Annotated in this window: 13 protein-coding genes; 6 read left to right on the top strand and 7 right to left on the bottom strand. The window is 46.4% G+C overall.

Annotated features, from left to right (window positions below; all coding sequences use genetic code 11):
* Nucleotides 1-446: 446 nt before the first annotated feature.
* Nucleotides 447-1,202, top strand: coding sequence for a TSUP family transporter (locus DVY93_RS07905; protein ID WP_198333823.1), 756 nt, complete (start codon nucleotides 447-449; stop codon nucleotides 1,200-1,202).
* A 93-nt stretch (nucleotides 1,203-1,295) separates the two neighbouring features.
* On the opposite strand, the gene DVY93_RS07910 is transcribed toward DVY93_RS07905, so the two are convergent.
* From DVY93_RS07910 to radC, 3 genes are all read right to left on the bottom strand, one after another.
* Entirely contained in the window at nucleotides 1,296-2,672 is a 1,377-nt protein-coding gene (locus DVY93_RS07910; protein WP_193005241.1) for a dicarboxylate/amino acid:cation symporter, read from the bottom strand.
* 425 nt (nucleotides 2,673-3,097) lie between these two features.
* Nucleotides 3,098-6,037 carry an acyl-CoA dehydrogenase gene (locus DVY93_RS07915; protein ID WP_230710158.1) on the bottom strand — a complete coding sequence of 980 codons (2,940 nt, stop codon included), beginning with the start codon at nucleotides 6,035-6,037 and terminating at the stop codon, nucleotides 3,098-3,100.
* Between the two features lie 311 nt (nucleotides 6,038-6,348).
* Entirely contained in the window at nucleotides 6,349-7,032 is a 684-nt protein-coding gene (radC, locus tag DVY93_RS07920) for a RadC family protein (RefSeq protein ID WP_230710160.1), read from the bottom strand.
* 128 nt (nucleotides 7,033-7,160) lie between these two features.
* Between radC and coaBC the strand changes: the two genes are divergently transcribed.
* The gene (gene coaBC, locus DVY93_RS07925; RefSeq protein ID WP_230710162.1) at nucleotides 7,161-8,552 is read left to right on the top strand and encodes a bifunctional phosphopantothenoylcysteine decarboxylase/phosphopantothenate--cysteine ligase CoaBC; all 1,392 of its coding nucleotides are present in this window, start codon (nucleotides 7,161-7,163) and stop codon (nucleotides 8,550-8,552) included.
* A gap of 48 nt (nucleotides 8,553-8,600) precedes the next feature.
* Nucleotides 8,601-9,386 carry a sulfite exporter TauE/SafE family protein gene (locus DVY93_RS07930; RefSeq protein WP_230710164.1) on the top strand — a complete coding sequence of 262 codons (786 nt, stop codon included), beginning with the start codon at nucleotides 8,601-8,603 and terminating at the stop codon, nucleotides 9,384-9,386.
* Nucleotides 9,387-9,394: 8 nt separating this feature from the next.
* Here DVY93_RS07930 and DVY93_RS07935 read toward each other — a convergent pair whose 3' ends face one another.
* The 4 genes from DVY93_RS07935 to DVY93_RS07950 form a co-directional block, all read right to left on the bottom strand.
* Entirely contained in the window at nucleotides 9,395-9,601 is a 207-nt protein-coding gene (locus DVY93_RS07935) for a DUF2905 domain-containing protein (RefSeq protein ID WP_230710166.1), read from the bottom strand.
* Between the two features lie 54 nt (nucleotides 9,602-9,655).
* Nucleotides 9,656-10,573 carry a histone deacetylase family protein gene (locus DVY93_RS07940; protein ID WP_230710169.1) on the bottom strand — a complete coding sequence of 306 codons (918 nt, stop codon included), beginning with the start codon at nucleotides 10,571-10,573 and terminating at the stop codon, nucleotides 9,656-9,658.
* A gap of 115 nt (nucleotides 10,574-10,688) precedes the next feature.
* Entirely contained in the window at nucleotides 10,689-11,504 is an 816-nt protein-coding gene (locus tag DVY93_RS07945) for a YbjN domain-containing protein (protein ID WP_230710170.1), read from the bottom strand.
* Nucleotides 11,505-11,560: 56 nt separating this feature from the next.
* Nucleotides 11,561-12,658 (bottom strand): hypothetical protein, encoded by a 1,098-nt coding sequence (locus DVY93_RS07950; RefSeq protein ID WP_230710172.1) that lies wholly within the window; start codon nucleotides 12,656-12,658, stop codon nucleotides 11,561-11,563.
* A gap of 133 nt (nucleotides 12,659-12,791) precedes the next feature.
* Between DVY93_RS07950 and ccmA the strand changes: the two genes are divergently transcribed.
* The 3 genes from ccmA (at nucleotide 12,792) to ccmC (ending at nucleotide 15,202) form a co-directional block, all read left to right on the top strand.
* Nucleotides 12,792-13,421 (top strand): heme ABC exporter ATP-binding protein CcmA, encoded by a 630-nt coding sequence (ccmA, locus tag DVY93_RS07955; protein ID WP_230710174.1) that lies wholly within the window; start codon nucleotides 12,792-12,794, stop codon nucleotides 13,419-13,421.
* A gap of 85 nt (nucleotides 13,422-13,506) precedes the next feature.
* Complete coding sequence (locus tag DVY93_RS07960; RefSeq protein WP_404672023.1) at nucleotides 13,507-14,214, top strand: heme exporter protein CcmB; 708 nt, start codon at nucleotides 13,507-13,509, stop codon at nucleotides 14,212-14,214.
* A 199-nt stretch (nucleotides 14,215-14,413) separates the two neighbouring features.
* A complete protein-coding gene (ccmC, locus tag DVY93_RS07965) occupies nucleotides 14,414-15,202 on the top strand; it encodes a heme ABC transporter permease CcmC (protein WP_198333832.1) in 789 nt (262 codons plus the stop codon).

A 15,202-nucleotide genomic window follows, 5' to 3' on the forward strand; every position in this document is an offset into this window, starting at 1 on the left:
CTCATTTACTCATACAATTTATTAAATTAACTCAAATATCTACGCTGCTGCTTATACTGATGTCGCAGATAGACAGGAACAGTTTCTCACACTCTTATTAATATAGACAACAAAATACATCAACCCAAGGTCACAAGCTCACCTTGTTATCTCAAGAATAAGACTATTATAAAAGTGCGACCGCAGGCAAAGCTGTTGTAAGCCGTTATTTTTTTGTTCAACAATCGCTTAGGGCGCGTTTTAGCAAGCCATTAGACAAATCTAGCAGACTTTGTTACGTTTTTGGTTTTTTTTACGGTTTTATCTTTATAATGAGCGACGTTATATACCGCTCGGTTAGCTCTCTGGGACGTATCAGCCGTACTATTGCCTCATCAATAGTACATTCTCAACCGAGTACTCTAGAGGTTTTTCCTTATTTATCATAACTTTTGAAGGTCAGCGTCATGGACATATCCCTCTCCTTAGAGATCATTGCACTGCTTACTGTGGTGGCAGCATTGGCAGGCTTTATCGATGCCATCGCTGGTGGTGGCGGCTTGTTGACCATACCTGCCATGCTGTTGGCCAACATTCCACCCGTGCTAACGCTTGGCACCAATAAGCTACAAGCGGCTTCAGGTGCACTAGCCGCGTCCATTACGATGATTAGAAAAGGTGTGATCAAGCCGCAGCGTATAAAGGTGGCTATTATTGGCGCTTTTATTGGTTCGGTTATCGGTACGATCGCCGTACAGATGTCACCGCCAGATCTCCTTGAAAAGCTGATTCCATTTTTGATTGCGGCTATTGGTATCTATACGTTGTTTGCGCCTAAACTTGGTGAAGTAGAGGCCGCCCCGCGCATCTCAGAAGGCAAATGGCAAAAGGTGGTTGCGCCATTAATCGGCTTTTATGATGGTTATATTGGCCCAGGGACAGGGATGTTCTTTGCACTCGGCAATGTGGCGTTGCGCGGGCGTCAGATTATCGAAGCGACAGGTGCTGCTAAGGTGCTAAACCTATCTACTAACATTGGCTCGTTGATATTTTTTATCTTAGGCGGCAATGTCTTGTGGAAAGTGGGTCTGGCGATGATGGTGGGGCAAACGATAGGGGCGTATTTTGGCTCACACATGGTCGTCAAAGGGGGGAGTAAGCTGATACGTCCGATGATTGTGCTGGTTTGCCTAGCGATGATTACTAAGTATGTGCTTGGCTAAATCAAACGTGTTTAGCTAATAGCTCAGGCATAAAAAAACCTCAGTCAATCTGACTGAGGTTTTTTTATGCCAATCTTTATTCAGTATGCATGACTAGCGACGGCGATCGACATCATCGTATTCACTACCCATGATGCCATCACTAAAGACATTAGAGAACTCGCGCTCATTATCTTCATCGATATGACCGTCAAATACGTCTTTGGCACCTGCATCAGGATCGTTATAAATCGCTGTATCCATTTTATTTTCTGATTTTGCCACAATGGCCGTCACTGCCGCATCACCACCAACGTTCACCGCGGTACGCAACATATCAAGGATACGATCCACGCCTAAGATCAGACCGATACCTTCGATAGGCAGACCGACTTGGGCAAACACCATAGACAACATAATCAGACCAACACCAGGGACACCAGCAGTACCGACAGAGGCCAGTACCGACATAAGGATAACGGTTAGGTACTCAGTCACGCCCAAATCAACACCATAAATATTGGCAATGAAAATGGTCGCCGTCCCTTGCATGATGGCGGTACCATCCATGTTGATGGTTGCACCAAACGGAACGGTAAACGAAGCAACTGAGTTATTGACCCCCATACGCTTGGTGACAGTACGCAAGGTAATAGGAATCGTAGCGTTAGAGCTTGAAGTACTGAATGCAAAAATCTGCACTTCACGCATTTTTGCCAAAAACGTCTTGATGGACAAGCCTGAAAACAGCTTGAGGACAATCATCATGGTAATGAAAAAGTGGAAAGCCAGTGAGCCAACCAGCACTGCAACGTAACCAAGTAATGACCAAATAAGATCTAAACCAAGCTCAGCCATGGCTTTAGTTAAGAGAGCAAAAACACCGTATGGTGCTAAGTTCATAATGATGGTCACCATTTTTAGGATGACTTCATTAATAAGCTCTAAACTCTGTACCAACCCTTTGGCAGGCTTACCAACCATCAAAATACTGATACCGATTAAGATCGCAAAGAAAATAATCGATAGCATGTCACCATTCGCCATCGCGCTGATGGGATTAGATGGAATGATATTGGAGAAAACATCTAGTAGGGGCGGCGCTGACTTGGCTTCGAACGCAGCTTCCGTTTCGATATCCATACCTTTACCGATACCAAATAAAATACCAAGGCCAATCGCAGTGGCAATCGCCAACGCGGTTGTCATCATATAGATGAGAAAGGTCTTGGTACCAATACGCCCAAGCAAGCGAATATCACCAATACCGCAAACCCCGCAAATCAGCGAGATAAGTACTAACGGAACAACCAACATTTTTAGTGAGTTAACGAACAGTTTGCCAATAATCGCGAAAAACCCGTTCGTAATATAGGTACTAACAAAACCGCCTTCAGCGTTTAGTCCTGAATAGTTTATAAATAAACCCAGTATGATACCGAGTACCATGGCAACAATAATTTTGCCCGTCAGTCCCAAATTTTTCCACATAACTTCTATCCTTTTGTACGCAACGCCTAGTGTCAGGTCGGGTACGAGCTCAATACATCAATTATTGCGGGCTCTATACCTGATTTTGTTACGTCTGTAAATTTTTTGTCTGTCATTTTATGTCAATTTCTCGCACAATATAAAATAATTGTTAAGGAGACTGCAACGTTTTTTTATAATTTAGATGAAATGAGGTCACTAATTAAGCTGTTTGTGCGACATTTTTCAGTGGTAAAGAGCGGACAAATGGCACTAAATATTATTAGCATGGATGATTAAAAATGGGTGTTTATAAAAAAAGACCGCCCAAACTGGACAGTCTTTTTAAGCTGAATTATAAGAAGATACTACATAACATGTGTAGTGTGTTTAACAGTCGTCACTTATCAGCATCTCATGTAAATCCTATTTTTCTCTATACTTTTTTATACCTTATCATTTTCATCACGACGTAGACCATCTTGCCACTTACTATCACTGGTAGAAGATCTTTCTACCGTGTCTTGAGTCACCTCTACGTTTTCAGGTCTTTCTGTATGGTCTAAGTGTTCAGGATTATCGGCGCTAGATCTATGTAGACTGTGGTTGTTACTCATGCGTTCATTTAAGTGTGACTCTGCGTCACGATGACGATGGTCAAGCGCTTCGGCATCAGGATTGGCGTCAACAAAGTCGGTCTGAGTGCGCACTTCTTGAGCCGTATCTTGCTCAGAGACCATTTCTACATCACCATCACTCTCATAACCGTGATTGGGGTTAGCGTCACCAGTCTTATCATTAGTGGCAGTGGCAGCCATGTTACCAGATGCGCTCCCATCAGTCGTCGCAATCCCGTTTCTGGCTTGCGCCTCATTTTTTAGCTGCGCATAGTCCGTCAGTTGTTGTACTGCGTTATCGAGGCTGTGTGGATTATCACGTTCTTGTGCTTGCGATAGATGCTTGTCGAACACATCGGTCAATAGAGAATCAAAGCGCAAAGCATTGTATTGAATGAGCACTTCCGCTTCTTCTTCGGTAATGTCACCGTTTTGGCTGGCATAGACCACGTGATCTTCAAAAGTAAGGCCTTCAAAGCTGTCTTTATGTTCCGCCTTTTTAAACTTCTGCCATAAAGGTTCTATATCGAGCAGTGTTTGATAGGCATGCTCCATGCGCCCCGTGACATCGTCTGCTTCGGTATTGTAGTAAACCATGGTTTTGAGATAGTCACGGAATGGGTTGGCCGCAAAATCATCCATGAAGGTATCGCCCAGTTTGCGTTTCAGCTCATCGTCTGGCGGCGTAAAGATACGGCCACTTGGGAAAGTCACAAAGCTGACCAAGCTGGCGGCCATGCGATTTGGGAAGTTGGCAAAGAGTGATAAAAAAGCTTCTTGAATCGTATAAAAGCTATTTTGCAGCGCCACTTCGGCATGCAAGCGCTCAGCTTCTGATTTAGTGCCATACTCATAAAACTGCAAAATAGCAGTGCTAATAAATAAATGACCATGAATGTCGGCTAAGCGACCAGAGAGCATCTCTTTACGTTTTAAATCACCGGCCAGTAACCCTAACGCCATATCGGCTGTCAAAGCAAAACTCGCACTTAAGCGATTGATATGCTTATAGTAGGGACGGGTAAAGCCATCCGCAAAACTCGGTGCGTGATTACTGCCACCGACATACCCTGCGACAAAGGCTTTTGCCCCGCGGTTAAAGGTATAGCCCAAATGTTTAAAAAAGAGCGTATCGAATTTCTTAGTGGCACTTGCTTTGTCGTCACTTTGTAGCAATTGCAGCTCATCAAATAGGTAAGGGTGGCAACGCATGGCCCCTTGTCCAAAGATCATCAGTGAGCGTGTCAAGATATTGGCGCCCTCAACGGTGATAGACACCGGAATGGCTTGATAAGGCGTCGCCAAGAAGTTACGTGGACCCATCTGTACAGCACGACCACCAACGACATCCATCCCATCATTGACCACACTGCGCATGGTTTCAGTCGCATAGTACTTAGCCATTGCGGTCATCACCGATGGCGTACCCCCTTGGTTTAGCCCGCAAGTAACCAGATGACGGAACGCTTCTAGCATATAAGTGTTACTGGCCATACGGCTGGTGGCATCCTGTACGCCTTCGAACTTACCAACCGAAATTTTAAACTGTTCGCGCACTTTAGCAAAAGCCCCGACAGACAAATACGTCATTTCACTGGCTGAGGTGGATAGCGCAGGTAAGGAGATACCACGACCAACGCCTAGGCATTCCATCAGCATGCGCCAACCGCGACCTGCATTTTCAACGCCGCCGATGATGTAATCTAATGGGATAAAGACGTCTTTACCATCGACGGTACCATTCATAAATGGTGAGCCGATAGGATTGTGACGTGGGCCTATAATAACGTCTTTGTGGCTGGCAGGAACCAGCGCACAGGTGATGCCATAGTCGCTCTTTTGAGGGTTACCCAGCAGACCTTCTGGATCGTGCATTTTAAAGGCCAGACCAACCACAGTGGCAATAGGTGCTAAGGTAATCCAACGCTTGGAGAAGTTCATACGTAGACCAAGCACTTGCTCGCCTTCATGCATGCCGTAGCAGACCACGCCTGTGTCAGGAATGGCGCCTGCATCAGAACCCGCTTCAGGGCCTGTCAAACCAAAGCAAGGAACTTCATCGCCTTTTGCCAAACCCGGCAACCAACGTTGTTTCTGCTCATCCGTACCATAGTGCATCAAAAGCTCACCAGGGCCGAGTGAGTTTGGTACCATACAAGTCACAGCGGCAGTCGGTGAGCGCGACGCGATCTTACTCATGACACGGCTTTGCGCATAAGAGCTAAATTCTAGGCCACCAAACTCTTTTGGGATGATTAAGCCCAAAAAGCCATTGCTTTTGATAAATTGCCACGCTTCAGGTGACAGCTCTTTATCTTTATGCTGGATCTTCCACTCATCGAGCATGGCACAGAGCGTTTCTACTTCGTTATCAATAAAGCTTTGCTCTTCTGCTGACAGTTCTGGATAAGGGTATTTGGCAAAGGTATCCCAGTTTGGGGCCCCCATAAACAGCTCTTTTTCCCACCAGCTGGTTCCAGCATCAAGCGCCTCACGCTCAGTGTCGCTCATACTAGGCATAGCGCCGCCTAGAGCCTTATAAACAGGCTTGGTAATTAAGGATTGGCGTAGAGGGGCGATGAGTAGAACCAAACAGAGTAGGGCGATGGGTATGCCTAAAATGAGTGACCAAGGACTGATGATCGCGGTTACGATGACGGTAATAAGGGCGACAATGCTGCCAGTGACGCGTGACAAGGACAACAAAAAGATGGCCAAGACCATGGCTAATTGAATGATGACTGCCAAAATAAATAAGCCAACTGCCATGACTATCTCCTTTATAACGCTGAACCAAAAGCGTAAACATGTATGAATAAAAAATTTTGGACAAATATAGTTGTTTTTTTTCTGACGTTTGAGTGTCTTATGACCAAGTTAAAACAGATATCGCTGTTAATGTTATAGCACTTTATACAACTGATTTTACAGGTTTACATTGCCTGCTACCGTTGTACTGATAAAGGGCGAATAAAAACCGGCTCCATAAAAGACAAAACTGGCTAATAATATGAAACAGTTGTCGGTGACTATCAAGAGCTAAAGTGCTACGCTGTGTCGACAATATGTATCAAGATGCCCTAATTAAAAGGTGCCAAGCCGCTTTCGGCATAAGACAACGTTTCATTACGTCCGACGATAATATGATCGATAAGCGTGATGTCTAATAAATTACAGGCCTTTTTTAGCTCGCCGGTCAATATATTGTCTGCAGTGGAGGGCTGAGCATCGGTGTGTGGGTGGTTGTGAGCGACAATTAGCTGACTGGCTGCGTGACTCAAAGCGTGGCGTAGTACGTGCTTCACACAGACTGAGCACGATGAGATACCGCCTGTAAACAGTATCTCAAAGTTTAAAAGAGTGAGCGCGTTGTCCAAACAGAGCACAGCAAAGACCTCGCGATGCTCACCGCGCAGTTGCGTACTGATATAGTCTTTAACCACTTGTGAGCGCCCGAGTGCCTGACCGGTTTTTAGTTTACTGTCTAAATAGCGTGTCCCCATCTCAAGCGATGCTAATATCTGCGAATATTTAGCAGGGCCGATACCATGACAAGACAGAACAATGTCCTGCGGGGCAGCCAAAAGCTCTGCCAAGCTGCCAAATTGCTCAATGAGATGACGAGCCAGCTCAATTGCTGATTGCGATTGGGTACCTGTGCGTAAAAATATCGCCAAAATTTCTGCATCGGTCAAATGGGCTGCCCCAAATCTCAGTAGTTTTTCGCGTGGTCGGTCGTCTTCATGCCAGTCTTTAATGGCCATTGTCGCTCCTTGATTAGGAATTGCTGGCAAATACCGCCGTTAAATATAGAAAATCTTACCCAATTTATCTCATAATTGTTACTATAAGCGCAATTTTATCTTTCACCTTTTTTATTGATGCCATGCTTATGTCCAATATCGTGCTTGCTATCACTGGCGGTATCGCCGCTTATAAATCTGCTACTTTTGCCCGCTTGTTAATCAAGGCGGGCTTTGATGTGCGCGTCATTATGACCACAGGCGCCCAAGCATTTATCACCCCTTTGACATTGCAAGCCTTGACTGGTAATGAGGTGCATATCTCACTACTCGATGAGCAAGCGGAAGCAGGAATGGGGCATATTGAACTGGCTAAATGGGCAGATTTAATCGTTATTGCGCCAGCATCCGCCAATACGCTCGCCCGACTCGCGATGGGGATGGCAGATGACTTATTGACCACTGTTTGCCTGGCCACGGCGGCCCCCGTTATTATTGCACCCGCGATGAATCAGCAGATGTGGGCGCATCCAGCGGTGAGTCTGAACGTCCAAACCCTACGTGATATGAATTATCAGATTATCCAGCCTGCAAGTGGTGAGCAAGCCTGTGGTGATGTGGGCGCGGGGCGACTACCGGAGCCTGAGCAACTATTGGCCGAGATACTGTTATTTAATGCCATGCAAACCACGCCGCAACTGCTGGCAGGAAAAAGGGTCGTCATTACTGCAGGCGCGACAGTTGAAGCCATTGATCCCGTGCGCTATTTGTCCAATCACTCGACTGGAAAAATGGGCTTCGCGTTAGCGCGCGCTTGTGTGGTGGCAGGGGCGGAGGTTGTTTTAATTGCTGGCGGCAAAGTCACCCTACCCACACCACTGAATGTCACGCGCATAGACGTGTTGTCTGCCAAAGAGATGTTGCTTGCGGCACAGCAATGCGTGGATGGCACACATAGCGCGCTATCGCTCTTGTCTGAAGAGGCGCACGATCATGCTCACGACCATGAACATCATCATGGTGACTGTGATTGCGGTGATGATCATTATGAGCAGCAGGACGATGAGCATAAAGAGCAACATAGCCATCATGCGGCTGTCACCGATGACAACGCGCGTGCCGCTGATATTTTTATTGCGACAGCAGCCGTGGCTGACTATCGCACCGAAGAGGCAGCGCCACAAAAAATCAAAAAAACGCAAGAGGCTATGACGCTCAGTTTGGTCAAAAACCCCGATATTTTGGCGACTATTTCGCTTGCTCATCCTGCACTATTTGTCGTTGGATTTGCCGCAGAGACGCAAGACGTTGAGCGCTATGCTCGCGGTAAACTTGCGTCTAAAAACTTAGACTTGATTGCTTGTAATGACGTCTCACGCAAAGACATTGGTTTTGCTAGTAATGACAACGCCATGCAAGTGTTTTTCTCTGAGCGTTACGAGCGTGAGGCGATCACACTGGAAAAAACCAGCAAGGATAAGATTGCTGAGCAATTGGCTAGCCTCATTGGTGAGACAATCTGGCATCGTCAAAATGGCTAGTTGTGTCGTTATGGATATAGGCCGTCAGCCTAGAATGGTGCGAAAAACATGACCGACCTAGCCGGTAGCGATAGCACACAGACGTTATTGTTACTTGCGATCTTTGCGCTGGCGTCACTGCTGCATGGCATTAGCGGACTAGGCGTGACTTTGGTGACGACCACCGCGCTTGCCAGCATGTATCCATTACCACATGCCATTGTCTTAGTTATTTTTCCATCGCTATTACTCAATGTGATGACATGGCTGGCGGGTGGCGGTCGCACGATTTGGCAAAACTTCACTTATTACGGCAGACGCTATTGGTTGCTTGCTTTAACCAGCTTACTTGGTAGTGTTTTGGGCGCTAAGCTATTGTTATGGGTAGATAGCGCTTATATCCTATTGGTACTGGCCGCGGTCATTGGTTTTTATGTGATGAGCAGCTTACTGGGTAAGCAGATTCGCTTACCTGATACCAAACCTGTGCTAGTTATCGTTGGCTTTAGCGCGGGCGTCGTTGGCGGGGCGACCAATGCCATGTCGACCATACTGATGATGTACTTATTGTCTGCAAGCAATGATAAAAACACGATCGCCAAAGTCGGTAACCTGTGCTACTTCTTGGGCAAAATCGCTCAAATCATCGTCTTACGTGAGCCTATCATGGCCCTGAGTCATGGCGAATGGCAGCTGATTGCGCTACTGAGTGTGCTGTCTATCGCGGCTCTTTTGGTTGGCATTCGCTTACGTCGGTATTTACCACAAGCACGTTTTCGTCAGCTTATTTTATTGATTTTAACCGTGCTTGGTATCCGTGTCGGCTGGCAAGGCATGGCGGCGATTTTGTCATAAGAAGACAGTTAACGATTCAATAAGTTCAACACGATAGTCGCAACGACACTGATCACTATCATGGTGACCACAGGAAAGTAAATCCGCGTGTTGCCTGAAGTGTGTTTGATATCGCCTGGCAGGTTACCTATCCACGAAAACGCACTTGGAAACCACAGCCAAATCACCCCGATAATAACCAGTACAATGCCCAATCCTATCAATATTTTTGCCATATAAATCTGCCTTGTGACGTTATACATTCATTCGTTAGAGGTTAAGCCTCCGTACTAACCCGCCATCTCACCAAAATAAATCTGCTGTGCCAAACGAAACGTATTGCAATGCGCCTCTACCACATCTTCGATGTCTTCTGAGTAGCCGCCTCCCATCACGATAGCGACAGGAATGTTGGCAGATTTCGCTTGACGCAACACGTACTCATCACGGGCTTTGCAACCGTCTAGGGTCAGTGCCAGTTTTCCCAATTTGTCCGTCGCGAGCACATCGACAGCGGATTGATAAAATATCATGTCTGGCCCAAACTCATTGATTAATCGCGGTAGCGTGCCTGTCAAAATCTGTAAGTATTCCTTATCGCCCGTCTCGTTATCTAACTCAATGTCTAAGTCTGATTTTTGCTTACGGAACGGGTAGTTTTTGCCACCATGCATACTAAAGACAAAAACGCGCGATTCATCCGCCATGATACTGGCGTTACCATTGCCTTGATGGACATCCAAGTCAATAATCAAAATCCTTTGCGCCTGTCCGCGATTTAGTAACAAATTGCTGGCGATGCACACATCATTGAAGACACAAAACCCTTCGCCATGGTCGGCAAAGGCATGGTGCGTACCGCCCGCGACATTCATTGCCACGCCATACTGCTGCGCATACAGCGCACATTCATAAGTTGCGTGGGCAATATAACGGCCGCGTTCTACCAGCGCTGGCGTCATCTCAAAGCCAATGGCTCGTGCTTCTTTTCTTGGTAGTGTTTGGGTTTTTAGTTGCTGCCAGTAGTCTGCCGTATGCGTGGACAAGATCTCATCTTCACTTAGGCGGTCAGGGGCAAAAAAGTTATCGGTACTGATCGTGCCTTCCGCCACTAGACGCTCAGGAATCATGGTGTATTTTTGCATAGGGAAGCGGTGCTTTTCAGGTACCGAGTAACGAAAAATGTCAGAGTAGGCAATTTTTAGCATAGTTTTACAAGACTTCTTTTTTAGAGGTGTTTGAGCGTTTGGACAATAAGAGACTGATGCGTCAGGGGGTGATAAGACAGCATAAAAGTGGCTGATACGTATTTTAAGCCAGGCTTTATTGAACGAACTGGGTTGGCAAAAAGAACGTGCGCGAATCTACCTGTTGGCGTAGCTCCAACATCAGTGTTTGTAAATCTTCGGCAGGATCTTGATGATTCACCAAGTTAAAAAATAACTCATGAGCGACCGTGGTCATGGCGATCACGCTTTGCAGTAAGTGTTCAATCGTGACGTCATTAATGCCGACTACTTCAACATCGATGGCATTTTTGTAGCGTATCTCGCCATCATTGACATCCATTTCTAGACTACCGATGAGCATGTCGTAATTGATTTGCGTGATCAGTAGCATCGCCGCGTTTTGATGACTCTCTGGTATCAAAAACGGCAAGATCCCATAAACGGCTAACAGTTTGTTTTTCTCTTGAACGCGAAACAGATAGCCGCAGTTTAGTTGTCTATGACGCATCCTTAACGATAAATGATGCGATTGCTGGCGGTCATTGGTCTTGGGTCGATAGTGAGTGTAGTGCCACTGTTTGCTGCTGAAGTACTGTTTTAGGATATCGACGATGGGGGTGTCGCTGTGCTGGCGATGTTCCGTGCGGTTAGAGCCGTCATTTTCAGAGGGCTGGCTGTTCTTTTTAGCATCAGGGGCAGAGCCAGCCTCGGCATCGCCGTCAAAGGTGCTTTTATTGTCGCCACCTGTCTCACTGTTTTTTTGGCTATCAGTGTCTGAGTGAGTCGTATCGGTGTCATTTTCTGATAACTGTGGTGGTTTATCTCCACCATCAGCAACAGACGTCGGCGCTGAGTCAGTCAGTAACCGTTTGAGTTTTTGCCATAAGCTGAGTTTATTACGTTGGCTCATAATATTGTTCTGACAAATAAATAGTATTAAAGACTGATATACCTTAAAACGGTCAGTTACTCGCTATTAGTTATTAAACTCTCTTTGATAGCGGGCTGGTTATAAAACGCCTGTAGCATCTCACGAATATGTGCCGTAAACCACGAACTGTCAAGCATATCCTGTACTATAGGCAATAGCGCTGTACTAAACTGTGTCATGGCCTGCTCATCAATGTGTAAGCTTGCGGCAATGGTAGCCATAGTATCTGCTTGATGATTACCATACCAAGTATCGATACTGGCTGCCACGAGGCTATGTAAGTAAGGCGACATGCGCAGGCGGTTATAGCTTTGCTGAATACTGGCTTCAATATGATGGATACTGCTGTTATCAGGGTCATCGCGCAAATAAGTTTGTAGATGGCTGATAGGCTGCTCTTTGATCCGCGCCCACCCCGTGACCAATAGTCGCGCGACCTCTTCATTTGATAAGTGTTCTTGCGCATTGGTTTCTGCTCTACGCGCTAAATCCTTAATATTGCGGTGCAAATACGCCTGCAACTTTTCATCAAGATTTCTGTTAGTGGCCTTTTCAAAAGAGCTGCGCCCAAGTTTCATTAGCTTACCAACGCCGCCTGCTTTATCGAGCGTGGTTTCCATAAAGTCATTGATGGCGTGGTACAGCGTTTGTGTCAGCAAGTCGGCAAAGGTTTCATTGCCGACCAGCGTATGGATTAAGACATTGCGCTGCTGCTCGTGGCTACCTACATAATTGGCAAGGGTTTCAACCTGCGTGTCATCGACCAACTCAGACAATGGCACGTTGTCATTGACGGGGTGATAAATAACGGTATGCAAAATATCGCGAATATCGGTGCGCACCACGTCACTGATTGGCTGATTCAGTAGCCAGTCATTCACCAAGTGTTGCAAATGGTCGCGGCTGACATATTTATTTAACGGCTGCTCACCAAACCATTGCCAAGCCTCCACACTCAAAGGTTCCGCTTGCTTACGTAACCACTCCTGCATAAAAGCAACTTGGGCGTCGATCAAGCGGTCTATGGTTAAGCTTGTATCTGCTAAGCTTGCTTGAGAGTGGCTGTTTGCAAGGTCTGCCTTTTCAGTATCTACTTTGGGTATTTGGTTTTGGCTATCTTTTGAAGTCTGCATAGGTTTTGAGGTCATAGTAATCGACAATTTGTTATACTGTGTGTTTGTAGTAAGCATAAAGTATTATGCCATGAACAGCGTATGTGTTTGTGATGAATATTGACTGCCGCTTGATAAATAACGAGAGGTTTTGATGACGGCTTTGGCTACCCCCTTACTTGTGCTTGATGAGCTGACGGTTCAGCGTGGTGAAATCCCGCTGTGTGAAGCGGTCACGCTCCATTTGTCTGCTGGTAGCATTTGTCATCTGATCGGTGCAAATGGTACGGGTAAGACGACGCTACTGATGCAGCTGGCTGGACTACTGCCAGTACTGACAGGTGAGGTGGTTTACCAAGGAGCGGCAAACTTGCCCATTCAGCCATTATATGTTTCGCATCAACTGGGTATTCATCCCAATCTCACTGTTGCGCAAAATCTAACGTTCTTGCTGAATCTGTATGGTCTCACACCAAGTGCTGCTGATGTTGATGAGGCCCTCACTTGGGTGGGATTGCAAGGGTTTGAAACCCTCAGCTCCAGTCATTTATCTGCTGGCCAGACCCGCCGTATCACTCTGGCGCGGTTATATTTATTGACACCTGATGTGACACCGTTATGGTTACTTGACGAGCCATTTACCGCTCTTGATGTTGATATGGTGGCACGGATGGAAGACAGACTGCGAGATTTTGCCAATGCGGGTGGGGCGATACTAATGACCAGTCATCAAGCGGTCGGTGTGGCCAATCAAGTGCTCGATTTGACCGAGTATATGGTTTAGGTATTTTATTTCGTGCCAACTACAATATAAGTGCGATAAGCAGAAGAGCAAATAGATGTCACAAACAAACAGTACGACACAAACGATGAATAAAATCTCACATACTCTCGAAGTCACAGCACGCGGTATCAGCTTTACGCAGTTATGGCGGCGCGAATGGCAAGTCAAGCAGCAAGGGGCCGTGCAGTGGCTGTATCCTTTGGTCCTGTTTTTGGTGATTATTACTTTGTTTCCGTTAGCGGTTGGCAGTGAGCCTGCATTATTGCAGCGACTTGGGGTATCCGCTGTGTGGATCGCCGCTCTGCTATCGCTCGTGATGGGGGTCGATGGGTTGTTTAAGCCTGCCCTTGATAATGGCACACTGGCGCAATTGGTCGTCGCCAAAGCGTCACTACCGTTATGGGTATTGATTCGCTTAGCGATTCACTGGATATTTAGTAGTGGAATTGTGGCAGTATTAAGTTTGCTCGCCGTCCCTTTATTCCAACTCAGTTGGTTTGAGGCTTGGATATTGATGGCCTCTATCGTTACGGGTAGCCCAATGCTCTTGATGCTATCAGCGGTCGCTAGTAGCTTGACGTTATCATTGAAAAATGGCGCGGTGCTGGTGCCTTTGATTGCGTTGCCCATGCAACTGCCCGTGTTGATTTTTGCGACGGGTGCGGTTGATTTGTTTGCCACCGGTCTTAATGGTTTGCCTATATTGGCCTTGTTATTGGCAGGTAGTATTGTGTCAGTCTTGGTCATGCCGTGGGTGATTGCGTTGACCTTAAAAATGGCGTGGCTTAATTAAACTGTACATCAGCTGTTTTATTAAACCCCTTTGTATTAACAGCATGGTGAAAACTGGCAATTTTGCTATAATAGCCAAGCAAATACATAAAACATCCCTTGTAGATTCTATCCAGTGTTTAACGCCAGCAGGTTAGCAGGTAGTAGTGTCCATGATGGGCCGCACCTGCCGCCATAAGCTGCGCAATAGGTTTATTCCCATGCCCAACCTGAATAATGTCTCATCTCCTAGCCTGTGGCAACGCATTTGGCAAGGCTTTTTGACCACTGTGGGTACCAAGCAGTTCTTTCGTATTTTTGCGCCTTGGGTGAAGTGGTTAGCGATACTAGCTGGTATGTGTCTGCTGCTCGGTAGTGTGTGGGGACTCGCTTTTGCGCCGCCTGATTACTTGCAGGGCAATAGCTATCGTATTATTTTTATCCACGTTCCAGCAGCCAGTCTTGCTATCTCTATCTATTTTGCGCTTGCCGTATTAGGCGTCATCTATTTAGTTTGGAAGATTAAGACGGCCAGCCTGGTCGCACAAGCACTGGCGCCGATGGGGTTTTTGCTGTGTGTCATCAGTTTGCTAACCGGCTCCATTTGGGCAAAACCAACTTGGGGTACTTATTGGGTATGGGATGCGCGTTTGACGTCCATGCTGATTTTGGCATTTTTATATGCGGGTGTCATGGCACTGTTTGCCGCTTTTGAACATACCGCCAATCGTGGTAAAGCAGCGGCCATTTTATCGATTGTTGGCGCGGTGAATCTCCCTATTATCAAGTACTCAGTAGAGTGGTGGAATACCTTGCATCAAGGCGCGACTTTTACTTTAACCGCTGCCCCAAAAATGTCGGCAGACATGTGGATGCCATTATTACTAATGATTATTGGCAGCTATTTACTGGTCGCGACATTGGCAATTTATCGTACCAATACCTTAATTTTGTCGCGTGACCAAGGTAAAGCGTGGGTGAAAGAGTACATCCGTGGTCAACATAAATAA

The sequence above is a fragment of the Psychrobacter sp. CCUG 69069 genome (assembly GCF_021023115.1).
Taxonomy (GTDB): Bacteria; Pseudomonadota; Gammaproteobacteria; order Pseudomonadales; family Moraxellaceae; genus Psychrobacter; species Psychrobacter namhaensis.